Below are 23,192 nucleotides of genomic sequence, written 5' to 3'. Positions count from 1 at the left end.
CTATCCGGCCTGACTCCGGCCCGCCCTGCCGCCCACATCCGCCCGCCGCGCGTCCGCGCCCCAGCTCGCCAGCAGCCGCAGGGCCTCGGCCGAAGCCGAACCCGGTTCCGCGTGGTAGGTGACCACGTGCTGCTCCGGATCGTCCGGCAGGTGCAGCGTCTCGTACGACAGGGCCATCTCCCCGACCAGCGGATGCCGGATCAGCTTGGTGCCGTGGCCCTTCTCCTTCACGTTGTGCGTGGCCCACAGCCGCCTGAACTCGTCGTTCTTGACGGAGAGTTCACCCACCAGCGCGGAGAGCTGCGGGTCGTCCGGGTGGCAGCCCGCGTACAGGCGCAGATAGCTGACCATGTCCGAAGCCTTGGAGTCCCACTCCACGAACAGGTCCCGGTAGGCGGGGGAGAGGAACACGAGCCGCGCCCAGTTGCGCTCCTCGGGCGTCAGCGCGCCCCAGTCGCCGAAGACCGCCGCCGCCATCGGATTCCAGGCGAGGATGTCGGAGCGGGCGCCGGAGACGTACGCGGGAATGCCGTCCAGGCTGTCCAGCAGGTGCAGCAGTCCGGTCCGCACCCGCTGCACCCGGGCCGGCCGCCGCTTCTTCTTGTGCTGCGCCGGTTTGGCCATGTGCGTCAGATGCGCGTGCTCCGCGTCGCTGAGCCGCAGCGCGCGGGCGATCGCGTCGAGCACCTCGGCCGAGACATTGCGCCCGTTGCCCTGCTCCAGCCGTGTGTAGTACGCCACCGAGACCCCGGCCAGCTGCGCCAGCTCCTCCCGCCGCAGCCCCGGCACCCGGCGGGCCCGTCCGAATTCCGGCAGCCCCACGTCCTGCGGCTGGAGCCGGGCCCGCCGGGTGCGCAGGAACTCGCTGAGTTCGGCGCGGCGGTCGAGCGGCTCGGGTGCGGAGGTGTCGGGCTGATCGTCCATGGAACCCATTATTCCTGGTCGTACGCGGACGAGCCTGTCCCCGTCAGTAGTAGGACCACTGGACGTAGGCAAAGCGGTGACCTGGGTAAATGCTGTGCGCACCGTGATGCTGGGAGACGTTCCTACCGCATCACCCAGAGGAGAACCTCCGGCATGACCACCGTTGCCGCTTACGCCGCTCCCCGTGCCAAGGCCCCGCTGGAGCGCACCACGATCGAGCGCCGCCCGGTGGGCGAGTTCGACGTCCTGATCGACATCAAGTTCGCCGGTATCTGCCACTCCGACATCCACCAGGCCCGCGACGGCTGGGGCGAAGGCATCTTCCCGATGGTTCCCGGCCACGAGATCGCCGGGATCGTCACCGAGACCGGATCCGGCGTCACCAGGTTCACGGTCGGCGACCGCGTCGGCGTCGGCTGCATGGTCGACTCCTGCGGAAAGTGCGACGCCTGCCTGCTGGGCCGCGAGCAGCACTGCGCCGAGGGCAACACCCAGACGTACAACGCCATCGACCGCAGCGGCGAGCCGACCTACGGCGGCTACTCGACGCACGTCGTCGTGACCGAGGGCTTCGTCGTCGGCATTCCCGAGGGCATCGCGCTGGACGAGGCCGCGCCGCTGCTCTGCGCCGGCATCACCACCTACTCGCCGCTCCGCCGCTGGGGCGCGGGCCCCGGCAAGAAGGTCGCGGTCATCGGTCTCGGCGGTCTCGGCCACATGGCCGTCAAGATCGCGCACACCCTCGGTGCCGAGGTCACGGTCCTCTCTCAGTCGCTGCGCAAGAAGGACGACGGGCTCAAGCTCGGTGCCGACCACTACTACGCGACCAGCGACCCGAAGACCTTCGAGGAGCTGGCCGGCACCTTCGACATCATCCTCTCCACGGTCTCGGCCCCGCTGGACTTCGGCGCCTACCTCGCGCTGCTGCGGACCGACGGCACCCTGGTCAACGTCGGCGCGCCCGAGGAGCCGGTCTCGCTGAACCTCTTCTCGCTGATCGGCGGCAACAAGTCGCTGGCGGGCTCGGCGATCGGCGGGATCGCGGAGACCCAGGAGATGCTGGACTTCTGCGCCGTGCACGGCCTCGGCGCGGAGATCGAGGTCATCGCGGCGGACCAGGTCAACGAGGCGTACGAGCGGGTCCTCGCCAGCGACGTCCGCTACCGCTTCGTGATCGACACCGCGACCATCTGAGCGATCCGGTCAGCAGCCGTACGCCGTCGGCCCCGGGCCCGTGAAAGGGCCCGGGGCCGTGAAAGGGCCCGGGGCCGACGGCGTACGGCGATGGCTCACACCGAAGGCGCGACGGAACGCCGCGCGGCTTCCAGGACGGCCTTGAGGAGCCCGGGGAAGCGCGCCTCCAGGTCGTCCTCGCGCAGCCTGCTCATGCGGGAGGTGCCCTCGTAGTGCTGGCGGATGACGCCCGCCTCGCGCAGCACCTTGAAGTGGTGCGTGGTGGTGGACTTGCTGACCGGAAGGTCGAACGCGATGCAGGCCATGTCCGCGTGCCCGTCCGCCAGTTCGCGCACGATGGTCAGCCGGACGGGGTCGGCCAGCGCGTGCAGCACGCCCTCCAGGCGGATCTCCTCCGTGGAGGGGTGGGCGAGCCGGCGCCCGGACGGGACGGCGACGTCGTGCTCGGTGGTGGGCATGGGCGGCCTCCTTCAGGTCTCGCACCTCTAAAGTACGAACATCCTCGTAGTTTGACAACTGCCGTACTACGAGGTCTATCGTACTGGCCATGGCAGTCCTGCCCATCCAGCCCGGGCGGGACGACCACTCCGTGCCCCGACCCATCGAGGAGACATTCCGGTGAGTGCTCTGTTCACGCCCCTGACCCTGCGGTCCCTGGAGATTCCCAACCGCGTGTGGATGTCTCCGATGTGCATGTACATCGCGGCCTCGCACGGCCCCGAGGCCGGGGTGCCGACGGACTTCCACCTCACCCACCTGGCCTCCCGCGCCGCCGGAGGCGCCGGGCTCGTGATGGCCGAGGCCACCGGCGTCCGCCCGGACGGCCGGATCAGCCCGTGGGATCTCGGCCTGTGGAACGACCGCCAGCAGGAGGCCTTCACCCGCATCGCCGCGGCGATCGCCTCCCACGGTTCGGTCCCGGCGATCCAGCTGGCTCATGCCGGCCGCAAGGCCTCCACCGAGCAGCCCTGGAACGGCGGCGGCCCGGTGGCCGAGGCCGACGGCGGCTGGCAGCCGGTGGCTCCCAGCGCCGTCGCGTTCGACGGCCTGCCCGTTCCGCACGAGCTGACCGAGGACGAGATCCAGCAGCTGGTACGCGACTTCGCCGCGGCCGCCGAGCGTGCGCTCGCCGCCGGATTCCGGGTCGTCGAGATCCACGGCGCCCACGGCTACCTGATCAACTCCTTCCTCTCACCGGCCACCAACCACCGCACCGACGCCTACGGCGGCAGCTGGGAGAACCGGCTGCGCTTCCCGCTCCAGGTGGTCGACGCCGTCCGCGCGGTCTGGCCCGACGACCTGCCCGTCCTCTTCCGCACCTCGGCCACCGACTGGCTGACCGAGAACGAGGAGGACCCGCGCGAGGGCTGGACCGGCGACGACACCGTCCGCCTCGCCAAGGAGCTGACCACCCACGGCGTCGACCTGCTCGACGTCTCCACCGGCGGCCTGGTCCGCGACGCGCAGATCTCCGCCCACCCCGGCTACCAGGTGCCGTTCGCCGCACAGGTACGGCAGGCCACCGGCATACCCACCTCCGCGGTCGGCCTGATCCTGGAGCCCGCCCAGGCCGAGGAGATCGTCGCCTCGGGCCAGGCCGACGCCGTCATGCTCGGCCGTGAGCTGCTGCGCGACCCGTACTGGGCCCACCGCGCGGCCGACGCCCTCGGCGCAGAGCCCCGCTGGCCCGACTCGTACGGCTACGCCGTGGTCCACCGCCGCACCGCTGAGAAGGAGCCGGCCAAGGCCTGACCCAGCGCCCGGGCCCGTCCGCCATCGCGAGCGGGCGGCCCGGTCCGGGCCGACAATGGCGGATGTGACCCCCACCGGGCAGGAGAGGGCGACCATCCTCCGCCGGGCCGTCCGCGTCGCCGTCGCGGCGAGCGCCGGCTTCTACCCGCTGCTGTACGGCGCCGGGCTCCCGGTCATGGCGCTGTACGCCCTCTTCGCCCCCATCGCCGTCGGCCTGCTCTCGCCGATCCCCGGCTCCGGCCGCCAGCGGGTCTCCGTGATGCTGCGGGCGCTGCCGTGGGCCCTGGTCCTGGCGACCCTGGGCACGCTGCTCGCGGTGGAGACCTGGGCGGCCGTCGGCGGCATGCTCGCGGTCGGGTTCCTGCTGGCGTTCGCGGCGGTGGGCGGCCCGCGCCCGGCGGGCGTCGCGCCGGGCCTCCACCTCTTCTACATCCTCGCCTGCTTCCCGCCGTACGCTCCCGACACGCTCGGCCGGCGTCTGGCCGGACTGACCATCGGTGTCCTGGCCCTCGCGGCCTGCGAACTCCTGCTGCCCGACCCGACCGCCGCCTCCTACCGGGAACGCCTCGCCCGCGCGCTCGACGAGGCGGCCACGCCCGGCGGCGTACCACCGTACGAGCTGCGCGCGGCGGGTGCGCGGCTGCGGCTGGCCTCCGTACCGCCGGCCGAGCGACCGGCCGGCGCGGGACGGACGGACCGCGCGCTGGAGCAGGGCGGCCGCGCGGTCCGCCGACTGCTGGACCAGCTGGCCACGCTCGCCGAGACACCACGACCGGCGGCCGCCGACCCCGCCTCCGCCGACCTCCTGGACCGGGTCTCCGCGCTGTGCGCCACCTGCGCCCGCTTCCTGCGCACCGGAAAGCATCCACCGGTGGCCGGTGCGCTGGAGGAGGCGATGCGCCGCTTCCAGGCGGAGCGCGTACGGCCGGCCTCCGGGCCGCCCGGCGAGCGGCCGCCGGTCGAGGTCCTGCGCCGGCAGTCGCGGGTGCTGGCGCTGGCCGAGTCGGCGCGGATGGTGGAGATCACCGCCGACATCGCCGTCCACGGCAGACCCACCGAGCCCGCCGTCCCGCACCGGCTGTTCTGGTACGCGGAGCTGTCCACGCCGAGACTCTGGGCCCGGCGGGTCGTCGGCAACGTGACGTTCCGGTCGGTGCTGTTCCAGAACGCGCTGCGGACCGCGCTCGGACTCGCGGCGGCCCGCGCGGTCGCCGGTTCGCTCGACCTGTCCCACGGCTTCTGGGTGCTGCTCGCGGTCCTGACCCTGGGCCGGACGACGGCCGGCGCGACCTGGCGGGCGGTCCGCCTGGCGGTGGCCGGGAACGCGGCCGGGGCGCTCGCGGCCGGAGCGCTCCTGATCGGCCTGGGTCCGCACACCGATGTGTACGCCGCTCTGCTCGCCCCGGTGATGCTGGCGGCCTTCGCCCTGGGACCGCTGCTGGGCATCGCGTACGCGCAAGGGCTGTTCACGCTGGTCGTCGCCACCGCGTTCGCCCAGATCGAACCGGTCACCTGGCGGCTCTCCGAGGCGCGGATGATCGATGTCGTCACCGGCAGTGTGATCGGCCTGCTGTGCGGGCTCCTCGCCTGGCCGGCCGGGGCCCGGCGGGAGGTCCACCGGGCCATGGCGGAGCTGCTCCGCACGTGCGCCCCGCTGGTGCCGGTGACGGTGGACGCGCTGCTGGCGCCGCCGGGCGGTTCGCGGGCCTCGCCGCAGACCCTGCCAGGCGTCCACCGGCTGCGCCTCGCCGAGGCGGCGTACGCGCAGTACCGCACCGAGGGACCCGGCGAGGACACCCGTACCGACTGGCACGCGATGCTCATCGCGGCCAACCACATGCTCCTCGGCGCCCACTGGCTGCCACGCTTCGGCCTCCGCCCGGAATCCGGCGCGACGGCCCCGGCCGCCGCCTGGGCCCGGACCACGGCCGAGGAGCTGGTCGCGGAGACGGACCGGATCGCCACGCGGCTGACCGGCGGCGGCTCGGAGCCCGTACGGCGGCGGACCGCACCGGACGGCTGTCCGCCGACGCCGCTCTCGGTCGACCTGGAGGTGTGGATGACCAGCCTGGACCAGCAGCTCACCCGGATCGACGCGTCACTGATCCCGCCGGTCACGGCCTCGCCGCGTCGAACAGCACGCCCGGATTGAGGATTCCGGCCGGATCGAGAGCCCGCTTGGCGGCCCGCAGCGCCAGCGCGAACGGCTCCGGACGCTGCCGGTCGTAGCCGGGCCGGTGGTCGCGGCCGACCGCGTGGTGGTGTGTGACGGTCGCCCGCTGCTCGCCGAGCGTCTCCATGGCGGCGGCCTTGATCTCGTCCCACATCGCGACCTCCGCCCCGCGCCGGCCGGGTGCGATCACCGTGAAATAGGGTGCAGGACCGTCCGGGTAGACGTGCGTGAAGCGGCAGTTGATCAGACCGGACGCACCGGTCACCTTCCGCACGGCCGCCCCGACGTCCCGGCGCACCGCCTCGTACAGCTCCGGGAACCGGTCCCAGGTGCAGGCCGTCTCGAACGTCTCGCTGATCACGCTCATCCGGGCCATTCCGTCGCGGAGGTACGGCATCCGCAGGAACGCCGAACGCCAGGTGCCGGCCGCCGAGTCGCCGTCGGCGGATGCCTCCACCGGAGAGCCGCCGTGGTTCCGGGCCAGGTCGACGAGTTCGGCGAGCCGGCCGTCCACCGGGCCGTGCGCCGACTCCACACCGAGCACCAGCACGCTCCCACCGCCCGCCGCCACACCCGACAGGGCCGCCTCGCCCGGGTCGAGCAGACGGCAGTTGGCCGGGTGCAGGCCGGACTGCGCGATGGCCCGGACCGCCTCCACCGCGTCGGGGAAGCGCTCGAACACCATCGAGGCCGACGCCTTGTGGGACGGGCGGTCCTGGAGCCGCATCCAGGCCTCCGTGATGATCCCGAGCGTCCCTTCCGAGCCGAGGAACAGCCGGTCGGGCGAGGGCCCGGCGCCGGACCCCGGCACCCGCAGCGACTGGCTCACGCCCGACGGCGTGACGACACGCAAGGATTCCGTCAGGTCGTCGATGTGCGTGTGGAGCGTGGCGTAATGGCCGCCGGCACGGGTGGCGAGCCAGCCGCCGAGGGTCGAGAAGGCGAAGCTCTGCGGGAAGTGGCGCAGCGTCAGCCCGTACGGCCGCAGGTGCGCCTCCAGGCCGGGACCGAGGACACCGGCCTGGATCCGGGCGGCGCGGCTGACCCGGTCGATCTCCAGGACCCGGTCCAGCCCGGACAGGTCCAGCGAGAGCACGCCGGAATGGTCCCCGGCCCGATATTCGACGCCACCGACGACCGAACTGCCCGCCCCGTACGGCACCACGGCGACATCCGCCACGGCGGCCCAGTCGAGCAGCTGCACCACATCCCGCTCGTCCCGAGGCCGGCCCACCAGGTCCGGAGCGGCCGCCATCTCTCCGTACAGCGCACGGACCACATCCCGGAAGGCTTTGCCGTACGTATGGGCCGCACGCTCGGCCGGGTCGGCGGAGAGGAGCGGCGCCAGCGCGGCGGGGGCGGTCACGCGGGGCGCCGACAGCTCCAGCGAGGTGATGGACGGAACGGGCAGCGGCGACTGAGCAGCTCCTGGGACCAGCGCGGCGAGCGAAGCGCACTCCGCGTCGGGAAGCGCCTGGTCGATGGTGCCCCAGCCCCACCAGGACCGGGCGCCGGCGCTACCGGGCCGCGGAGAAGAAGAGGCGCGGTCCGCCATGAGATATGACCTTCCAGTAATTTACCTCTGGGTAATTTACTGGAACGTATAGTCTCAGCCATGGACACGGCAAGAGGTTCGTCACCCTCCACCCGGCCCGTGAGCAGGGCCCGGCCCGGCGCCGGGACCAAAGGGATTCCGCGTGCGCGACGCGAGGAGCAGATCCTCGCCGCGGCCATGGACGAGTTCGGCCGTCACGGCCACGCCGCGGCCTCGATGGCCGAGATCGCCCGGCGCGTGGGCGTGACCAAGCCGATGCTCTACACGTACTTCGGCTCCAAGGACGGCCTCTACCTCGCCTGCCTGGAGCGCGTCGCGCCCCGGCTCGTCGCCGCGATCGAGGAGGCGATGGCGGACGGACAGCCCGAGGCGGAGACGCCGAACCGCGTTCTGAGCGCCGTCTTCGGCGTCCTGGAGGAGCAGCGGAGCGCCTGGTTCGTGCTGTACGACCGGACGCTGAAGCCCGGAACCGACCTGCACGCCGCCGCACACCGGCACCGGCGGACCATCGACGGCCTCGCCGCGTCCGGGACGGCGGACCTGCTGCGCGGACACGGCAACGAGGACCCGCTGGACGCCGACGCACTGAAGCACGTGTGGACCGGCACGGTCGGCGCCCTCGTCGGCTGGTGGACGAGCCACCCCGACCAGTCGGCGCACGACATGGCGGCGCGCTGCGCCCGACTGCTGACCGCGATCCGGGGCTGAGACCTTCCTGAGCACGCGGTCGGGCCCCGCCGAAAGGACGACGGGGCCCGTCGTGAGCATGGTGCGGTCAGCCGGTCAGCGCGAACGACTGGGCGGCAGACCCGTTGCACGGCTGCTGGGAGAGCCGCGCTCCGTTGGCCGTCGAGGAGTTGTCGACGGTGAGGCACTTGTCGCTGTGGCGGGCGACGAAGCGGTAGCGCCCGTTGGCGGCCAGCGGTTCGGGCCGCCACTGCTGGTTCGCCGAGCCCACGTACGACCAGAGGTGGACCTTGGTGCCGTCGGCCGTCGCACCGGCCCCGCCGTCCACGTCCCACACCTTGGCGTTGTGGCGGTTCACCACCTGGTAGTGGCCGCCGCTGGTCGGCCGGAACTGCCAGCCCTGGTTGGCCCCGGTCCCGCACGTCCACTGCTGCAGCGCGGTCCCGTCACCGGTGCCCCAGTCGGCGGCGTCCAGGCAGGCCCCGCTGTTGGTGTTCTGCACCCGGTACCAGGCGGCCGGGTCGATGGAACCGGCAGGAGGCTCCGTCGTACCGCCGTCGCCGCTCCAGGTGAAGGTGGCGACGGCGCCGGCGGGCAGGGTGTACGCGAGGGACTTGCCGTTGTCCGTCAGCGAGAACCGCTGCGCACCGGAGGCGGTGTTGACGACGACGGCCGCGCGGGTGCCGTCCGGGTTCTGGAAGGCGACGTTCTGCACGCCTCCGGCGCCTTGGCTGGTGGAGCCGATCCGGGTCGCGCCCGGCTTGATGAACTTGGTGACGTGGCCCAGGACGTAGTACTCGGCGTTCCGCGTGACCTGGCCGCCGGCGATCTCGACGATGCCGTTGCAGCGGTTGGTGCAGTGCCCTTGGTGCGGGCCGCCGTTCCGGTCCAGGGCCAGGTTCCAGTTGATGACCGTCTCGCCGCCGTTGCGCATGTTCTGTACGACGAGGTTCTCGGCGTGCCACTTGAGGGTGTCGCCGAACGTGGTGGCCGGGTCGGCGCTGTCGGTGCCGGAGCACTCGGTGAAGAAGACCCGCTTTCCGGCGTTGACGATCTGCTGCTGCGCCGCCGGGGCTCCGCCGTAGCAGTGGAAGGCCGCGCCGATGATGCGCTGGATGTTGCCCGTGCGCGTGAAGACGTCGAGCGGATAGTTCGGGTGGTCCCAGTTGTGGTCGTAGGCCAGCAGGTTGGTCGGAAGGCCGGCGGCGGTCAGCGTACGGTCCAGAACCTGGAAGAAGTCCGCCTGCTGTGTGGCGGTCATGCTCATGGACGGGTAACTGGTCGCGAACTCGGGCTCGTTCTGCGCGGTGAGGTCGGTGAGCGTGATGCCTTCCTGGCCGTACGCCCGGATCGCCTTGACCAGGTAGTCGGCATACGCCTGGTAGTGCTCGGTCCTGAGGCTGCCGCCGTTGAGGGAGTTGGTGGTCTTCATCCAGGCCGGCGGAGACCAGGGTGAGCCCATGAACCGGATGGCCGGATTGATCGCGGTGGCCTGCTTCAGGACCGGGATGATCTGGCCCCGGTCCCGGTCGATGGAGAAGGAACCCCGGGTGTCCTCGTACGTGTAGAAGTTGGCGTTCGCGTCGAAGTCCGTGCTGCCGAGCGGCTGGCGCAGGTAGTTGAGCCCGATGCCGTCCCCGTCCGTGGAGAACAGCGACCTGAGCAGCGTGGTGCGCTGGGCCTGCGGGAGGCTCTGGATGAGGTGGGCGGAGGCACCGGTCACCGAGGCGCCCGCGCCGGTGAACTTCTGGCCCTTGCTGTTCACGTCGATCCGGATGTCGACGCCTTGCGGCGTGCCGGTGAACGGCACGCTCCCGTCGGCGGTGAGCTTCTTGCTCCCGTCGGTGGTGGTGACCCAGACCTGGGCGACCGGGTCGGCGGCCTGGGCGGTGGTGACGGTGGCGTTGACACCGAGTCCGGCGACGGCCACGACGAGCGCGGCGCCTGCGGCGCGTGCTCTGAGGCGCAAGGGGCGGGGACGAGGCATGTGCGGCTCTCCTTCGGTCGGTACGTGAACGCATGGGGGGCGACGACATGGAGCGGAGGGGCAACGGCATGAAACCACACTCACTAAGTGGTTAGTAAGTAGTCGGTCGCGGTGTTCTGCCGCGCCTTCGAGACCTCCGGAGATCCGGGCCGGGCCGCCGTTCACGGCAGGCTTAAGCTGGCCCGGTGAGCAACCAGTCAGCGGGGAATCAGTCAGCGGGCAGGCCGGCGAGCCCGTCGGCGGCCAGGCCGACGCGCCGCCCGGCCAAGCCCCGTACGCCACGCAGTCCGGAAGCCCAGCAGCGGCAGCAGGACATCCTCTCCATCGCCATGGACACCTTCGCCGCACGCGGTTACAACAACGCCTCACTGGCCGAGATCGCCGACCGGGTCGGCGTCACGCAGGCGGGCGTCCTGCACTACTTCCGCTCCAAGGCGCTGCTCCTCACCAGCGTCCTGGAGCTGCGCGACCGGGCCGACATCGAACAGCTCGGCCCGGACCGCCCGCAAGGGCTGGAGTTCCTGCGCCACCTGGTGAACACCGCGCTCCGCAACGCCGAGCGCGAAGGGATCGTCCGGCTGTACGCGGTCCTCTCGGCCGAGTCCGTCACCGACGACCACCCGGCCCAGGAGTACTTCCGCGACCGCTACGACGGCCTCCGCGTCTTCGTCGCCGACGCCTTGCGCGAGGCGTGCGAACTCCCCGCCGACCGCGCGGCGACGACCACGAACGCGGCCAACGCCATCATCGCGGTCATGGACGGCCTCCAGGTCCAATGGCTGCTGTCACCGGACTCCGTGGACATGGCCGCCTCGACGGACCTCGTGGTCACGTCCCTCCTCGCCACGCTGACGCCCGAGCGCTTCGGCCCGGCCGCCCGCCGCTGACCGCTCCGTACGCTCACGTCTGTCAGCGTTGTCGCTCATGTCCCGGCCGCGCACGCTCAATTGGCCGTACCTTGCGAGAGCTTCGGTGGATCCGGAGCGACAACTGAATGCGTGCGTGACTGGGGGAAGCCGGTGGGAATCCGGCGCTGACCCGCAACCGTGTGCGGCCCGCCGGGCCGCGAGTCGGACAGCCCGGCGCGTGACGTGTACCGCTTCCCCTGTCATGGTCTGCAGTGCGAAGCCCCACGGCTCCGACCGGCTGCGCGTACGCCGCCGAGACGCGCGGACGGACGCGGTGCGGGCGGTCGGGCCCCGGTGCGGCACGGCAGGCCGTCCCGTACCGGAAAGGCACACCCGTGCATCTGACATCCGCCCGCCGCGCCCTCGTCGTCACGGCCGCAGGCCACGGCCGCTTCCACGAACGCGCCGGTGAAGGTCACCCTGACGGTGAAGGGGCCGGACGGCCGCCTCTTCAAGGGAAAGATCAAGACCAAGGGCCATGACGTGACCACCGCCACCGGCGGCACGCACCGCTGCGACGGCACCAACGGCGGAGCCAACCCGACCGCCGTTCCCACGTCGACCGCCGCCCTCGACGACGCCGCGCGGAAGAGACACTTCACCTGGGACGGCACCTGGTACGCGTCGTTCGACGACTTCTCCGTCGACACGATAAAGAACGTCAGCGGCGGGGGAGCGGCCTACTGGAACATCGCCGTCAACGGCACCTCGATCCCGGTCGGCGGCTGCTAGTTCAAGCTGAACGCCGGAGACAAAATCGCGTTCACCTGGACGGCCTTCCAGAACAGCCCGGCGGCCCTGCCCCTCCAGGGACAGGGCCGCCGAAAGGGCAGGGCTCCGGTTACTCGATGACCAGCTCGACGTCGATGTTGCCGCGGGTCGCCTTGGAGTACGGGCAGTAGGCGTGGGTCGCCTCGACCAGCCGCTGACCGACCTCGCCGCTGAGGGAGTCCGGCAGCTCCACGCGCATGACGACCGCGAGGCCGAAACCGTCGCCGTCCTTGCCGATGGAGACCTCGGCGGTCACGGAGACGTCCTTGGTGTCGAGCTTCATCTCGCGCGATACCGCGGCCATCGCGCTGGCGAAGCAGGCCGCGTACCCGGCCGCGAAGAGCTGCTCGGGGTTGGTGCCCTTGCCGTTGCCGCCTAGGGCCGGCGGCAGCGCGAGCGGCAGGTCGATCTGACCGTCCGTGCTCACGGCGCGGCCCTCGCGGCCGTTGGCGGTTGCGGCGGCGGTGTACAGCGCGTCCATGGAAGTGACCCTCCTCGTCGGGACCGCGACCGGATCGGTCGTGGTGACTGCCTAAAGATCGCACACAACTCAGTTGTGCACAACTCAATGGCGCGGTCGGCGGTACGCTGGCTCCATGACGCCTGCTCCGAACGCCTCACCCGACCTCGCCGCAGTGCCCGACGCGGAACTGCTCCGTCTCGACCACCAGGTCTGCTTCTCGCTGCACGCCGCATCGCGTGCGTTCGGCGGCTTCTACCGGCAGGCGCTCAAGGATCTCGGCCTCACCTATCCGCAGTACCTGGTCATGCTGGTGCTGTGGGAGGACGGCCCTCGCTCGGTCAAGGCCATCGGTGAGCGGCTCCATCTGGATTCCGGAACCCTCTCGCCGCTCCTGAAGCGGCTGGAGGCGGCCGGGTTGGTCCGCCGCGAGCGCAGTCGCGAGGACGAGCGCTCCGTCCTCATCGAGCTGACCGACGACGGCGTACGGCTGCGCGAACGCGCGCTGTCCGTCCCGCGAGGCGTGCTCGCCGCGACCGGCTTGTCGGTGGAGGAGGTTCTCGGGCTGCAGGAGGTGCTCGGCCGTCTCACCGCAGCCTTGGGAGAGGCTCACAATTGACAGTTTTACTTGTCGTTAGAGTGCTGTGACAGCTAGGCTTGTCGCATGAATGAATCGACGGCCGTCCCGACTCCGGCCAAGAACGACGAGAACTTCTGGACCGCGGTCATGACGCCGGTGGAGCCCGCCTGGAGCGAACCGGCCGATGACGACACGTTCACCATGGACGAGAAGGTGCTCGACGCGGTCCGCGCGCTGGCCGAGCGGATCTCGACCCGTGCGCTCGCCTACCGCACCGCCGGTGAGCCGTTCGACCCCGCGCTCATGGCCGCTCCCGACGTCCAACTCGCCACGCTCCGCGCTCTGTACGACGCCAAGCGGTCCGTCGACCGGCTGGCCGAGAGCGCGGCCACCGCGGCGGGCCGCAGCGGCGCCAGCTACACGCAGCTCGGCGCGGCCTGGGGCGGCATCAAGCGCCAGTCCGCCCGCCTCAAGTGGCCGCACGCGGTGGTCAAGAGGACGGCCGGCGAGTCCATTCCGCTCCGGTACGCAGGTGGCTCGGCCGTCATCCACCACGACCCGGACCTGGACGCCTGGTGGTACACCGCCACGGCGGCCGACATGCGGGAGGAGGAGTCCGAGGCCGTCCACGCCACCTCGGCCGAGGCCATCGCCCGGGCGACCGAGTTCCTCCTCACTCACGCCCGGCCCGCGCGCCCGGAATCCGTATGACCGGGGCGGCGGGCAACCGGCGCGACGACGAGGACGCGGAGCTGTACGACGGCCTCGCCGAGCTCGCCGGTGTCCGTTCCGGCAGCCGCGTCCTGGAGGTGGGCTGCGGAACCGGCCGGGCGACGGTGGAGCTGGCCGCTCGCGGCTGCCGGATCACCGCTGTCGAGGCGGGCCCGCACATGGCCACGATCGCCCGCCGCGATCTGGCCGGTGCCGCGGAGGCGGAGGTGGTGACGGCACGGTTCGAGAGCTGGCCGCTGTCCTCGGAACCGTACGACATGGTGGTCTCGGCGACCGCGTTCCACTGGATCGACCCGGCGGTGAGGGTGACGAAGGCCGCCGACGCGCTGCGGCCCGGCGGGGCGCCCGCCGTGGTGCGGGGACAGCATGTGAGGGGCGGCACCGAGGAGTTCTTCGTCGAGGTCCAGCGGTGCTACGAGCGCTTCGACCCGCAGACACCGCCAGGGCTGCGGCCTCCCGCTTCGGCTGACTCGACGCGTCGGACCATGTGCGGGAGGTGGCGCTGAGCAGCCGGTTCGGTTCCACGGTCCTGCGCCGCTACGAGCAGGACCTCACCTTCACCACGTCCGGCTATCTGGAGCTGCTGCGGACCTTCTCCGGCCACCGGGCACTTCCGGAGGCGGCCAGGAACGGGCTGCTCGGGTGCGTCGCCGCGCTGATCGACGGACGGTACGGAGGCAGCGTGACCAAGCGCCACCTCTTCGAGCTGGCGGTGTCGCACCCGCGCTGACGGCCCGCGTCAGACGGTCCGGAGCCCGGGCGAGTGGTGGCGGCTGATGTTCTTCTCCAGCAATGCGGTCGAAGCCCGTACGCCGACCGACGTACCGGGTGAGAACTTCGGGAGCCGGCCGTCGGCCTGCTTCAGCTCGCCGAGCGCGGTGTCGATGGCGGCGTGCGCGGCGAACAGGCAGGGCGTGCTGTAGATGGCCACCTGGCACTCCAGGTCGGTGAGTTCGGAGAGCGAGAGCCTCGGCGACCTGCCGCCCGCGATCTGGTTGAAGAGCAGCGGCTTGTCGTCGATGACCTTGCGGATGCGGCGGATCCACTCGACGTCCCGCACGCCGTCGACCAGCACCACATCGGCATCGGTCTCCGCGAGCGCCTGTGCGCGGCGCAGGATGTCCTCGTCCTCGGTGGCGTCGGTACGGGCCACGACGACCAGGTCCTGCCGGCTCTCCAGGACGAGATGCAGCTTCTCCAGGTACTCGGCCAGCGGCAGCACTCTCTTACCGTCCGCGTGGCCGCACCGGCGCGGGCGCTGCTGGTCCTCCAGGATGACGCCGGAGGCCCCGGCCCGCTCCAGTCGCTGCACCACGTGGCAGGCCACCTCCGGGTCCACGTAACCGTCGTCGATGTCGACCAGCAGATGGTGGGAAGGGAAGGCGAGCCGGAGCCGCTCGGTGAACGCCACCATGTCCGGCCAGGCGATGAAGCCGATGTCCGGCAGCCCGTAGTGGGAGGCGGCGAAGCCGAAGCCGGAGACGAAGAAGCCGTCGTAGTGCCGGGCGGCGAGGGACGCCGAGTACATGTCGTAGATGCCGATGAGCGGGGTGGTTCCGGGCGTGCGGATCTGCTCGCGCAGCGCGCTTCCGTAGCGCATGTCTCTCTCCTTGGGTGCGGCCGTGAACCACGGGCGGTCACGGACGCACCCCCGGCGACGGCATGGGCACTCGGCGGAAACCATGATCTCTTTGCGAGTGCTCGCATACATATACCGGCCCGGGACGAGCGCACCGTGCGCCGACACGCGTGCCCGATCGGTGCTGCGAGACGGTGCGTTGACGACGTACCGCGCCACGGTGACGGACCCGGATCAGGTCCCGTGGCCGAAGGTCCAAGCCTCGACATCGCGGTAGCGGATGGGCCCCGGGCCACGCCCGAAGTTGCTGCCGACCAGATGGAGCCGTTCGGCCTCCCACACGCGACCGGAGAACCCGGCGAGGCGCGCGGCGACCTCCACTATGGCGGAGTGGTCGCCGCGGCGGGAACGGGCCAGGGTCAGATGGGGCCGCAGCGGCCGGTCCGGAAAGGAGACACCGCACGCCTTGACGACATCGCGTACGTCGGTGGCCAGCCGGTGCAGCCCTTCGAGCTCTCCTTCGATCCCGCTCCACAGGACCCGCTCGTCGAAGTGTCCGCCGCCGCGCAACGCCAGGCGCAGGGGCCGGTGTCGGGTGGTGAGATCGGCGAGCGGAGGCAGCAGGAGCGGGACGGTGGTGAGCGGGAGCTCGCCGAGGAACGCCAGGGTGATGTGCCAGTCCTCGATCCGGTTCCAGCGCAGGCGCGGGTACTCCTCGTAGGCCGGAGCCAGCGCCCGCGCCAACTCGTCCTTGGCGTCGTCGGGCGGGGCGAGTGCCAGGAACACGCGGATCGTCGTGGTCCGCTCACGCGCGTCCGCGTCGGCGGCTTCGGGCAGTTCGTTCACCTGGCGTACCGTACGTGCCGGTCCTGCCTCGGGCACAACGCGGGGCCGATGCGCGGGGCTGGCCGCGACAGCGTCTGCGACCGCTCGGCGAGGTGGCCGGGCGACACGTCGTGCAGCTCCGCCGGCCGCGCCATATCTGATATCCGCATATGGTCTCGGACAGGTGATATCCGCGTTCGGCGGACGGCTCGGCGACGACACCTCCGCCGAAGCGGGACGCCGGACGAGTGATCGAGGAAGGGCAGGACCATGCACATTGCCGTCATCGGCGGTACCGGACTGATCGGATCCCGGCTGGTCCGGGATCTCGACGCGGCGGGTCACCGCGCAGTGGCCCACTCCCACTCCACCGGGGTGGACGTGATCACCGGCGAAGGCATGGACGCCGCCCTCTCCGGTGCGGACGTGGTCGTCGACGTCACCAACTCACCGACGTTCGACGACGCCTCGCCGGACTTCTTCCGGACCTCCATGGACAACCTCGTCGCGGCTGCCCGGAAGGCGGACGTCCAACACTTCGTCGTCCTGTCGATCGTCGGGGTCGACCAGGTGCCGGAGCTGGACTGCTACCGGGCCAAGACCCTCCAGGAGGACCTTCTCAAGGCCGGCCCCGTGCCCCACTCCATCGTCCGCGCCACACAGTTCATGGAGTTCATCGACACCGTCCTGTCCTGGACCGCCGACGGCACGACCGTCCGCCTCCCGCGGACCCGACTCCAGCCGGTCGCCGCCGCGGACGTCGCCGCCACCGTCGCCGAGATCGCGACCGGCACTCCTCTGCACGGCACGGTGGACCTGGCCGGCCCCGACGCCTACCCGCTGGACGAACTGGGCCGCATCACCCTCCGGGCCAAGGGCGACGAGCGCTCGGTGACCACGGACGAGACCGCCGGGATGTTCGCCGCGGTCAAGGGCGACGCCCTCGCCCCGAAGGACGACGCCGCCCGCATCGGCACCATCCGTTACGCGGACTGGCTGGCGGAGAACGCCTGACGCGGGCGGGCCGGTCATTCCGGCGGGGCCAGCTCCGTCAGCAACTGCCGTGTCTCCAGTATCAGTTCGCCCGCGATGGCGGCCGCCGTACCCTCCTCCTGATGGAAGGTGCCGGTGAGCGCGCCAAGGCCGTCCCACGCCTTCCTGTACGCCGCGTCGCGGCGGTCCTGAGAGGTGTCGGCCTCGGCCGGAGCCAGCAGCTCCGATTCCACCGCACACATGTGCGCGGCCTGCTCCAGAACGTCGGACAGCCCGCGGAAGAAGCCCGGCGACGGTTGCGCGAGCCCGGGGTCCTCGCCCGTACCGCTCAGTGTGCGGGTGACGGCCAGGACGCGGGTGCAGACGCGGTCCCACCGCATGTCCTCCGCGAACGGCGGCGGCTTCGGGCCGGTACGGCGCAGGCGGCCGCCCGGGTTCCAGCGCGCGCCTTCCAGCGCCCAGCGGCGGGCGTCGCTCACGTTCTGGAGCGACACCGTCAGGCGCGTGGCCATGAGGTGCCACTGCTCCGCCTTCTCCAGGCCGTTCTCCTCGCGGAGCCCGCCCGCCACCTCGTCGAGCAGCTCGGCGGTCTCCTGCGCGAGGCGGCCGAGCCGGTCACGGACGGAGCGGAGGTGGACCGGCGGCAGGATGAGCGCGTTGACCAGGATGCCGACCACCGCGCCGGTCAGGGTCTCGAGCAGCCGGTGTCCCACCGTGGAGGTGCTGGACGACCCGGCGGTGATCACGAAGAGCGCCGTGGTGGCCCCGTAGATGCCCTGAGCGCCGAAGCGCCGGTAGTTCCCGAGGAGCATCATGAACGGCAGGGTCAGCAGCATCGCGGCCATGGTCTGGTCGCGGGTGAGGGACATCGCGGCGGATGCCCAGACCGTACCGAGAGCGATGACGGCGAACTGCTGGGCCCCCGCACGGACCGACTGGTAAACGGTTCCGGCGACCATGGCGAGAGCCGTCCACGGCGCCAGCAGGGCCATCGGGGCCTGGAGCCACCACCCGCTCAGAGCCCACGCGGCGATCGCCGCCGCTGCTGCCTTGAGGGACTGCACCAGCGTGTCCCGCTCCTGCCCGGACTCCTCGAACGCGTTGTGAACGGCCCGGCGCACCTCCGCCCACTCCCGCCCGAACCACTGCCGGACAGCCGCCCATCCCACGTTCCGTGCCACCCCTGCTCTCCCTCACCGCGTTGCGCTCGTACGTTCGCTCGCCCCGCTACCGGCTGCCCCCGGACGAGGAGGGTGAACGTGACGACGGGGAGCGGCGGGCGGCGGCGAGGCGGGCGTGCCACTACGGGCAGGACATGGCCCCGGTCTTCGGTCCTCGCGGCTCGGCGCCGAGGTCAACGATAAGCAATCTCACCGCATTTATGATGCTCTGATGCGATCTGCTCCTTGGTGGGCTCTGCTCGCCTCCGGGTGTGCCCCGGTGCTGCTGGTCGGTTCCTGGACGATCGCGCAGTCGCGGCAGGGCCCGGCCTACGACCCCGCGAAGCAGACCCTGAGTGTGCTGGCGTCCTACGGGGCCGGCAGCTACTGGCTGATGACGGGCATGCTGCTGGTGCTCGGCACGAGTTACGCGGTCACGGCGCACGCGCTCCGGGAGGCGGCGCTCGCCGGGCGTGTCGCTCTGGCCGGCGGCGGACTGTGCGCGCTGGCGCTGACGTTGGCGCCGGTGCCGAGCAGCGGCGGAGCCCTGGAGCACGGGGCCGTGGCCACGCTGGGCCTCGTCCTGCTGGCGGTCTGGCCTCCGCTGGCCGCCGTACGTGGAAAGGGGCCGGTGCCGTGGGGGCTGAGGCCGGACGTGGCGCTCGGCGCGAGCGCGTTCATGGGGGCGGCCGCGTTCTGGTTCCTGGCCGAGCTGCAGAGCGCGGGAGTGCCCGGCATCGCCGAGCGGGTGGTGACATTCGCTCAGGCGCTCTGGCCTTTCCTGGTGGTCGTCTCCTGCCGGCGGAGCGTGCGGTGACGGGACACCGGCCCGTGAAGCGGCCGCTGCCGGGTCAGCGGTTCGCGGCGAAGGGGCCGCCGTCGCCGAAGACGAGGCCGGCGAAGCGGTGGGCGATGCGCCGGTGGGTGTTGGGGTCCGGGTGCAGGCCGTCGGGCAGCGGCAGCTCGGTGTGGTCGGCCTCGCCGTAGAGGTCGAGGCCGTCCAGGTGGTGCAGGTGGGGGTCGGCGGCGGCGCGGCGGCCGACGATCCGGGCCAGCTCCTCCCGGATGACCGCGAGAGTCAGCTTCCCGGCGGCGGTCTCCGCCGGATCGCCGGTGGCCGTGAACCGCAGCCGTCCTTCGCTCATCGCGCTGCGGTCCGGGGCGGAGGGGCCGGGCGTGGTCTCGTGGATGGGGCAGTGGATCGGCGAGACGACCAGCAGGGGCGCGGTGGGATGGCCCTCGCGGATGGTGTCGAGGAAGCCGTGGACCGCCGGCCCGAAGGCGCGCAGCCGCATCAGGTCGGTGTTGACGAGATTGATGCCGATCTTGACGCTGATGAGGTCGGCGGGCGTGTCCCGCATGGCGCGGGCGGTGAAGGGATCGAGCAGCGCGCTGCCGCCGAACCCGAGGTTGATCAGTTCGGCCCCGCCGCGAGCCGCCGCCAGGGCCGGCCAGGTGCCGGTGGGCGTGGCGGCGTTGGAACCGTGGCTGATGGAGCTGCCGTGGTGCAGCCAGACCGGTCGGCCGCTCGGCCGCGCGGCGTGGACGGGCGCGTCGGTGCGCAGGGCGACCAGCTCGGTGGTCTCGTCGTGCGGCAGCCAGATCTCGATGTCCTTCTCGGCGTCCGGCAGGCCGGTGAATGCGAGGGTCTCCACCGGCCCCGGACGGTTCTGCGCGGTCCCCGAGGCCAGGTCGATCGTGAGCATGTCGCCGTCACGCGCGCTGGCCCGGCCGGCGAGGTGGCCGTCGACGAGAAGCTCGTACACACCGTCGGGTCGCGGCGGCGCTCCGGGATGGACGCGCTTGGTGGCCACCACGTCCAGCTCGACGGCGGTGGCCTTGCTGCGGAAGACCAGCCGGACCCCGGAGGGCTGCGACTCGGCCATGGCCAGCTGTCCGTCGGGAATCTGCCGCCGGGCCCGGGCGGGCAGCCGGTGAGGCAGTACGCCGCGTTCGGTGCGCTCCAGATCGAGCGCGCCGCGCAGGATGTCGAGGCTGATGGGGGTGGTGGTCCAGTGGTGCGGGGTGCTCATCTTCTCGTTCTCTTCGCCGGGGTGGAGCGGGAGCCTTCTTGCCTCTCCTCGCTGAGAGGAGGGCCGGGGACGCTGAGGTCAGGAAGGGGTGGGCCAGTTACGCAGCAGGGCGTCGAGCGCGCCCAGGATCTCGGTCCAGCTCTCCTGGGAGGCGGGTGCGCTGTGGCTGAAGCCGCCGGCCGCCTCCAGGCCGACGTACCCGCTGAAGACGCTGCCCAGCAGCCGTACGGCATGCGTCTGCTGCGCCTCGTCCAGGTCGTAGCCGCGCAGGATGGCCCGCATCATCTGCGAATGCCGTACGCCGGCGCTGGCGGCGGCAGTCTCCGCGTCGAGCCGGAACCCGGCTGCGGCGAAGCGGCCCGGGTGCTGGACGGCGTAGTCGCGGTACGCGTCGGCGAAGGCGGTGAGCGCGTCCTTGCCGGCCCGGCCCGCGAGAGCGGCGGAGGCCCGGTCGGCGAGCTCCTCCAGGGCGAGCAGCGCGATCTTCGTCTTGAGGTCGTGAGCGTTCTTGACGTGCGAATACAGGCTCGCGGTCCTGACGCCCAGCCGACGGGCCAGTTCGGAAGGGGTCGCCTGTTCGAAGCCGATCTCGTCCGCCAGCTCGGCCCCAGCCCGCACCACGCGCTCCGCGGCCGGTCCTGCCTTCGCCATGCCACCTCCGAACACTTCCTCGTGATTGCCTAAGGAAATATACGTTTGCCTAAGAGATTTAGGCAAATTAGCGTGGCTGTTATGAAGCCGCTGACCGAGCAAGAGATCCGCACCGCGTTCGTGAACTGCACCAAAGGCGAGGCCAAGCGCCTCAACATCCCCCGTGACCTGGCCGAACAGCCCTGGGACGACCTGGACTTCCTGGGCTGGCGCGACCCACAGGCCCCCGACCGCGCCTACCTCGTGGCCGCCTGGGACGACCGCCCGGTCGGGGTCCAGCTGCGCTCCTCGGACGCCGGCTCCTGGCAGACCCGCCGCAGCATGTGCTCGCTGTGCGTGACCGTCCACACCGGAGGTGTCTCCCTGCTGGTGGCCCCGAGGTCCGGCAAGGCCGGCCAGCAGGGCAACTCGGTCGGCGCCTACATGTGCAGCGACCTCGCCTGCTCGCTCTACGTACGCGGGAAGAAGGACGCCGGTGCCGGCTCGCGGCTCCATGAGTCGCTCACCCTGGAGGAGAAGATCCAGCGGACCATGGCGAACCTCGCCGCCTTCATCGCCAAGGTGACCGCGTGACGCCACGGCCGCCGGCCCGGCGCGGACGGGTCCGCCACGCCGGGCACGGTGGCCTGGGTCAGGCGGGGAAGGGATCCGCGCGGCGTGCCGAGCGGAGCACGGTCGCCCACCACTCCAGCTGGTCCGGCAGCGCCTTGGCGTAGCCGGTGACCTCGGGCGTGAGGGGGCGGCCGTCCTCCCAGGCGGTGAAGTAGTTCGTGAAGGCGAGGCCTTCGCGGATGGTCACCGCGTACAACTCGGTGAGGACGTTCTCCAGGTGCAGGACCGCGTGGCGGCCGCCCGCCGCGCCGCCGTAGCTGACCGGGCGTCAGTGTCGAGTACCTGACCCGCCTGGAGCAGGGCCGCGACCGCAACCCGTCGGTCGCCGTGGTGAACGCCCTCGCCGACGCACTCGCCCTGGACCCGCCGGAGCGCGATCACCTGCGCTACCTGTCGAAGATCACCGGCGGCGAATGCGTCTCGCGGACGGGGTCGGCACCGCCGCGTCGCGATGTCCGTCCCGCCGTCCTGCGGACCCTCGCCCTCCTGGAGCCGGGGATCGCCATGGTGACCAACCGGCTGGGTGACGTCCTCGCGCGGACCGGCGGCTTCGAGGCGGCGCGAGGCGCCGGCCTGCTCGAAGCTCCCACGCCGAACCTCACCCGTTACGTGTTCACCGACCCCCGGGCCCGTACGTTCTTCGCCGACTGGGACGAGGTCGCGGACGAACGGGCCTTCGAACTATGGTGCGGTCCTTCGCCGGCGAACTTCGAGTGGTTCACCGCGGAGCTCGCGCCCGCCGCGGGCCCCGAGTTCGCCCGCAGACTGAACCGGCACGTGGTGCCACGGCGTGGGCCGTGGCGGGTCCACCATCCGTCCGGCTGCGGACTGGAACTGATCCGCGAGACCCTCGAACTCCCCGGACTCGTCGGACGCTCCTCCGGCCGGCTGCGAGCTGTCTGAGCCTTCTCGCGGCCCGCCGGAAACGCGGTGCCTACGGGAGCCGGGGTCAGGGCAGATGCTTGCGGACCGCTCCGACGGCGTCCGTGACGCCCGCCGCGGCGCTGCCCGTCACATCGCCGACCCGGCCGGCGGCGGCATGCGCCTGGTGGCTGACGGCGTCGGAGGCATGGCCGGCGACGTGGCGGGTGCGATAGGCGAGCGAGGGCTTGCCATGGGTGTCGGCGGCGGCGATGAGGAGTCCGCCGAGCAGGGACGCGTTCTTGAAGAAGTGGATCCGCTGGGCCGCGCGCTTCTCCGGGTCCTCGATCGTCCAGTACCGGTGGGCGGCCAGGGTCGTCGGCACGAGGGTCACGGCGAGGGCGGCCGAGGCCAGGCGCGGTGCCCGTCCCAGTGCGAGCAGGAGGCCGGCGCCGAGCTGGACGGCGCCGTTGAGGCGGACGAGGCTCTCGGGGTCTTCCGGCAACAGGGACGTTGGCCGGGCGATGGCCGGAGTGACGCGATCGGTCACGGGTTCGGCGACCGGAACCAGGGGCGCGGGATCGCGCACCGCGTTGTATCCGCCGCTGACGAACATCGAGGCCAGGAGGGGCCGGGCGACTCTGCGCAGAACAGTCATGACGGTCGGCTGCCCCGCCACGCGGAGAAGCACACGCTTGCGGGCTTGTCGTCCGTCGTTCGGCGGCAGTGTGGAAGGGTGCGGTTCACTGTGCTGC

Annotated in this window: 21 protein-coding genes, 4 pseudogenes and 1 riboswitch; of the genes and pseudogenes, 13 read left to right on the top strand and 12 right to left on the bottom strand. The window is 71.7% G+C overall.

From position 1 onward, the window contains the following. On the bottom strand, positions 1-924 hold the full coding sequence (locus tag ABZ267_RS08245) for a helix-turn-helix transcriptional regulator (RefSeq protein WP_356750609.1): 924 nt from the start codon (positions 922-924) through the stop codon (positions 1-3). A gap of 153 nt (positions 925-1,077) precedes the next feature. Between ABZ267_RS08245 and ABZ267_RS08240 the strand changes: the two genes are divergently transcribed. Beyond that, entirely contained in the window at positions 1,078-2,118 is a 1,041-nt protein-coding gene (locus ABZ267_RS08240) for an NAD(P)-dependent alcohol dehydrogenase (RefSeq protein WP_356750607.1), read from the top strand. A gap of 95 nt (positions 2,119-2,213) precedes the next feature. Here ABZ267_RS08240 and ABZ267_RS08235 read toward each other — a convergent pair whose 3' ends face one another. Beyond that, entirely contained in the window at positions 2,214-2,576 is a 363-nt protein-coding gene (locus ABZ267_RS08235) for a metalloregulator ArsR/SmtB family transcription factor (protein WP_356750605.1), read from the bottom strand. 160 nt (positions 2,577-2,736) lie between these two features. Between ABZ267_RS08235 and ABZ267_RS08230 the strand changes: the two genes are divergently transcribed. Continuing rightward, complete coding sequence (locus ABZ267_RS08230) at positions 2,737-3,870, top strand: NADH:flavin oxidoreductase/NADH oxidase (RefSeq protein ID WP_356750603.1); 1,134 nt, start codon at positions 2,737-2,739, stop codon at positions 3,868-3,870. A 55-nt stretch (positions 3,871-3,925) separates the two neighbouring features. After that, positions 3,926-6,022 (top strand): FUSC family protein, encoded by a 2,097-nt coding sequence (locus ABZ267_RS08225; RefSeq protein WP_356750601.1) that lies wholly within the window; start codon positions 3,926-3,928, stop codon positions 6,020-6,022. Here the strand turns inward: ABZ267_RS08225 and ABZ267_RS08220 are convergent. Continuing rightward, complete coding sequence (locus ABZ267_RS08220) at positions 5,985-7,598, bottom strand: FAD-binding oxidoreductase (protein WP_356750599.1); 1,614 nt, start codon at positions 7,596-7,598, stop codon at positions 5,985-5,987. The two genes, ABZ267_RS08225 and ABZ267_RS08220, sit on opposite strands and share 38 nt — an antisense overlap. A gap of 60 nt (positions 7,599-7,658) precedes the next feature. Between ABZ267_RS08220 and ABZ267_RS08215 the strand changes: the two genes are divergently transcribed. After that, on the top strand, positions 7,659-8,306 hold the full coding sequence (locus tag ABZ267_RS08215) for a TetR/AcrR family transcriptional regulator (RefSeq protein ID WP_356750597.1): 648 nt from the start codon (positions 7,659-7,661) through the stop codon (positions 8,304-8,306). Positions 8,307-8,373: 67 nt separating this feature from the next. On the opposite strand, the gene ABZ267_RS08210 is transcribed toward ABZ267_RS08215, so the two are convergent. Further along, positions 8,374-10,272: an RICIN domain-containing protein gene (locus ABZ267_RS08210; protein ID WP_356750595.1), complete on the bottom strand. Its 1,899-nt coding sequence runs from the start codon at positions 10,270-10,272 to the stop codon at positions 8,374-8,376. Between the two features lie 185 nt (positions 10,273-10,457). Here ABZ267_RS08210 and ABZ267_RS08205 point away from each other — a divergent pair, with 185 nt between their 5' ends. After that, entirely contained in the window at positions 10,458-11,159 is a 702-nt protein-coding gene (locus tag ABZ267_RS08205) for a TetR/AcrR family transcriptional regulator (protein WP_356750593.1), read from the top strand. 80 nt (positions 11,160-11,239) lie between these two features. Next, positions 11,240-11,374: riboswitch (cobalamin riboswitch) on the top strand. A 202-nt stretch (positions 11,375-11,576) separates the two neighbouring features. Then, positions 11,577-11,912 (top strand): annotated as a pseudogene (locus tag ABZ267_RS08200) (DUF4430 domain-containing protein); the annotation flags it as partial. A 109-nt stretch (positions 11,913-12,021) separates the two neighbouring features. On the opposite strand, the gene ABZ267_RS08195 reads toward ABZ267_RS08200, so the two are convergent. Beyond that, positions 12,022-12,432, bottom strand: coding sequence for an Ohr family peroxiredoxin (locus ABZ267_RS08195; protein WP_356750592.1), 411 nt, complete (start codon positions 12,430-12,432; stop codon positions 12,022-12,024). Between the two features lie 115 nt (positions 12,433-12,547). Between ABZ267_RS08195 and ABZ267_RS08190 the strand changes: the two genes are divergently transcribed. The 3 genes and pseudogenes from ABZ267_RS08190 to ABZ267_RS08180 form a co-directional block, all read left to right on the top strand. After that, positions 12,548-13,030, top strand: coding sequence for a MarR family transcriptional regulator (locus tag ABZ267_RS08190; protein ID WP_356750590.1), 483 nt, complete (start codon positions 12,548-12,550; stop codon positions 13,028-13,030). Between the two features lie 45 nt (positions 13,031-13,075). Next, a complete protein-coding gene (locus ABZ267_RS08185) occupies positions 13,076-13,702 on the top strand; it encodes a hypothetical protein (RefSeq protein ID WP_356750588.1) in 627 nt (208 codons plus the stop codon). 41 nt (positions 13,703-13,743) lie between these two features. Beyond that, a pseudogene (locus ABZ267_RS08180) lies at positions 13,744-14,453 on the top strand (class I SAM-dependent methyltransferase); the annotation flags it as partial. Positions 14,454-14,462: 9 nt separating this feature from the next. On the opposite strand, the gene ABZ267_RS08175 reads toward ABZ267_RS08180, so the two are convergent. Continuing rightward, the gene (locus tag ABZ267_RS08175) at positions 14,463-15,323 is read right to left on the bottom strand and encodes an isocitrate lyase/PEP mutase family protein (protein WP_356750586.1); all 861 of its coding nucleotides are present in this window, start codon (positions 15,321-15,323) and stop codon (positions 14,463-14,465) included. Positions 15,324-15,536: 213 nt separating this feature from the next. Beyond that, positions 15,537-16,148, bottom strand: coding sequence for an RNA 2',3'-cyclic phosphodiesterase (gene thpR, locus ABZ267_RS08170; protein WP_356750584.1), 612 nt, complete (start codon positions 16,146-16,148; stop codon positions 15,537-15,539). 249 nt (positions 16,149-16,397) lie between these two features. On the opposite strand from thpR, the gene ABZ267_RS08165 reads away from it, so the two are divergent. Beyond that, positions 16,398-17,141: an NAD(P)H-binding protein gene (locus ABZ267_RS08165; RefSeq protein ID WP_356750582.1), complete on the top strand. Its 744-nt coding sequence runs from the start codon at positions 16,398-16,400 to the stop codon at positions 17,139-17,141. Positions 17,142-17,155: 14 nt separating this feature from the next. Here ABZ267_RS08165 and ABZ267_RS08160 read toward each other — a convergent pair whose 3' ends face one another. Then, positions 17,156-18,301, bottom strand: coding sequence for an aromatic acid exporter family protein (locus ABZ267_RS08160; protein WP_356750581.1), 1,146 nt, complete (start codon positions 18,299-18,301; stop codon positions 17,156-17,158). A gap of 211 nt (positions 18,302-18,512) precedes the next feature. On the opposite strand from ABZ267_RS08160, the gene ABZ267_RS08155 reads away from it, so the two are divergent. Beyond that, on the top strand, positions 18,513-19,097 hold the full coding sequence (locus ABZ267_RS08155; protein WP_356750579.1) for a DUF998 domain-containing protein: 585 nt from the start codon (positions 18,513-18,515) through the stop codon (positions 19,095-19,097). A gap of 34 nt (positions 19,098-19,131) precedes the next feature. On the opposite strand, the gene ABZ267_RS08150 is transcribed toward ABZ267_RS08155, so the two are convergent. Together ABZ267_RS08150 and ABZ267_RS08145 are read right to left on the bottom strand one after the other, a co-directional pair. After that, positions 19,132-20,313 carry a GDSL-type esterase/lipase family protein gene (locus ABZ267_RS08150; RefSeq protein WP_356750577.1) on the bottom strand — a complete coding sequence of 394 codons (1,182 nt, stop codon included), beginning with the start codon at positions 20,311-20,313 and terminating at the stop codon, positions 19,132-19,134. A gap of 78 nt (positions 20,314-20,391) precedes the next feature. After that, positions 20,392-20,964, bottom strand: a complete 573-nt coding sequence (locus ABZ267_RS08145) for a WHG domain-containing protein (RefSeq protein ID WP_356750575.1) — start codon at positions 20,962-20,964, stop codon at positions 20,392-20,394. Between the two features lie 81 nt (positions 20,965-21,045). On the opposite strand from ABZ267_RS08145, the gene ABZ267_RS08140 reads away from it, so the two are divergent. Next, positions 21,046-21,537 carry an FBP domain-containing protein gene (locus ABZ267_RS08140; protein WP_356750573.1) on the top strand — a complete coding sequence of 164 codons (492 nt, stop codon included), beginning with the start codon at positions 21,046-21,048 and terminating at the stop codon, positions 21,535-21,537. A gap of 58 nt (positions 21,538-21,595) precedes the next feature. On the opposite strand, the pseudogene ABZ267_RS08135 reads toward ABZ267_RS08140, so the two are convergent. After that, positions 21,596-21,838 (bottom strand): annotated as a pseudogene (locus tag ABZ267_RS08135) (NADPH-dependent oxidoreductase); the annotation flags it as partial. A gap of 2 nt (positions 21,839-21,840) precedes the next feature. Here ABZ267_RS08135 and ABZ267_RS08130 point away from each other — a divergent pair. Beyond that, positions 21,841-22,437 (top strand): annotated as a pseudogene (locus ABZ267_RS08130) (helix-turn-helix transcriptional regulator); the annotation flags it as partial. Between the two features lie 88 nt (positions 22,438-22,525). Here the strand turns inward: ABZ267_RS08130 and ABZ267_RS08125 are convergent. Then, the gene (locus ABZ267_RS08125) at positions 22,526-23,095 is read right to left on the bottom strand and encodes a DoxX family protein (protein ID WP_356750571.1); all 570 of its coding nucleotides are present in this window, start codon (positions 23,093-23,095) and stop codon (positions 22,526-22,528) included. Positions 23,096-23,192: the final 97 nt, after the last annotated feature.

The organism is Streptomyces sp. NPDC006174, assembly GCF_040614075.1.
In the GTDB taxonomy this organism is placed as follows: Bacteria; Actinomycetota; Actinomycetes; order Streptomycetales; family Streptomycetaceae; genus Streptomyces.
Note: the sequence above shows the minus strand (reverse complement) of the source record. Positions and strands in the feature narration are given on the sequence as shown.

Coding starts and splice junctions, on each gene's coding strand:
- ABZ267_RS08225 (WP_356750601.1), top strand. CDS start 3,926: ATGGCGGATGTGACCCCCACCGGGCAGGAGAGGGCGACCATCCTCCGC.
- ABZ267_RS08185 (WP_356750588.1), top strand. CDS start 13,076: ATGAATGAATCGACGGCCGTCCCGACTCCGGCCAAGAACGACGAGAAC.
- ABZ267_RS08210 (WP_356750595.1), bottom strand. CDS start 10,272: ATGCCTCGTCCCCGCCCCTTGCGCCTCAGAGCACGCGCCGCAGGCGCC.
- ABZ267_RS08145 (WP_356750575.1), bottom strand. CDS start 20,964: ATGGCGAAGGCAGGACCGGCCGCGGAGCGCGTGGTGCGGGCTGGGGCC.
- ABZ267_RS08175 (WP_356750586.1), bottom strand. CDS start 15,323: ATGCGCTACGGAAGCGCGCTGCGCGAGCAGATCCGCACGCCCGGAACC.
- ABZ267_RS08240 (WP_356750607.1), top strand. CDS start 1,078: ATGACCACCGTTGCCGCTTACGCCGCTCCCCGTGCCAAGGCCCCGCTG.
- ABZ267_RS08220 (WP_356750599.1), bottom strand. CDS start 7,598: ATGGCGGACCGCGCCTCTTCTTCTCCGCGGCCCGGTAGCGCCGGCGCC.
- ABZ267_RS08140 (WP_356750573.1), top strand. CDS start 21,046: ATGAAGCCGCTGACCGAGCAAGAGATCCGCACCGCGTTCGTGAACTGC.
- ABZ267_RS08165 (WP_356750582.1), top strand. CDS start 16,398: ATGCACATTGCCGTCATCGGCGGTACCGGACTGATCGGATCCCGGCTG.
- ABZ267_RS08215 (WP_356750597.1), top strand. CDS start 7,659: ATGGACACGGCAAGAGGTTCGTCACCCTCCACCCGGCCCGTGAGCAGG.
- ABZ267_RS08190 (WP_356750590.1), top strand. CDS start 12,548: ATGACGCCTGCTCCGAACGCCTCACCCGACCTCGCCGCAGTGCCCGAC.
- ABZ267_RS08155 (WP_356750579.1), top strand. CDS start 18,513: ATGCGATCTGCTCCTTGGTGGGCTCTGCTCGCCTCCGGGTGTGCCCCG.
- ABZ267_RS08125 (WP_356750571.1), bottom strand. CDS start 23,095: ATGACTGTTCTGCGCAGAGTCGCCCGGCCCCTCCTGGCCTCGATGTTC.
- ABZ267_RS08235 (WP_356750605.1), bottom strand. CDS start 2,576: ATGCCCACCACCGAGCACGACGTCGCCGTCCCGTCCGGGCGCCGGCTC.
- ABZ267_RS08195 (WP_356750592.1), bottom strand. CDS start 12,432: ATGGACGCGCTGTACACCGCCGCCGCAACCGCCAACGGCCGCGAGGGC.
- ABZ267_RS08150 (WP_356750577.1), bottom strand. CDS start 20,313: ATGAGCACCCCGCACCACTGGACCACCACCCCCATCAGCCTCGACATC.
- ABZ267_RS08245 (WP_356750609.1), bottom strand. CDS start 924: ATGGACGATCAGCCCGACACCTCCGCACCCGAGCCGCTCGACCGCCGC.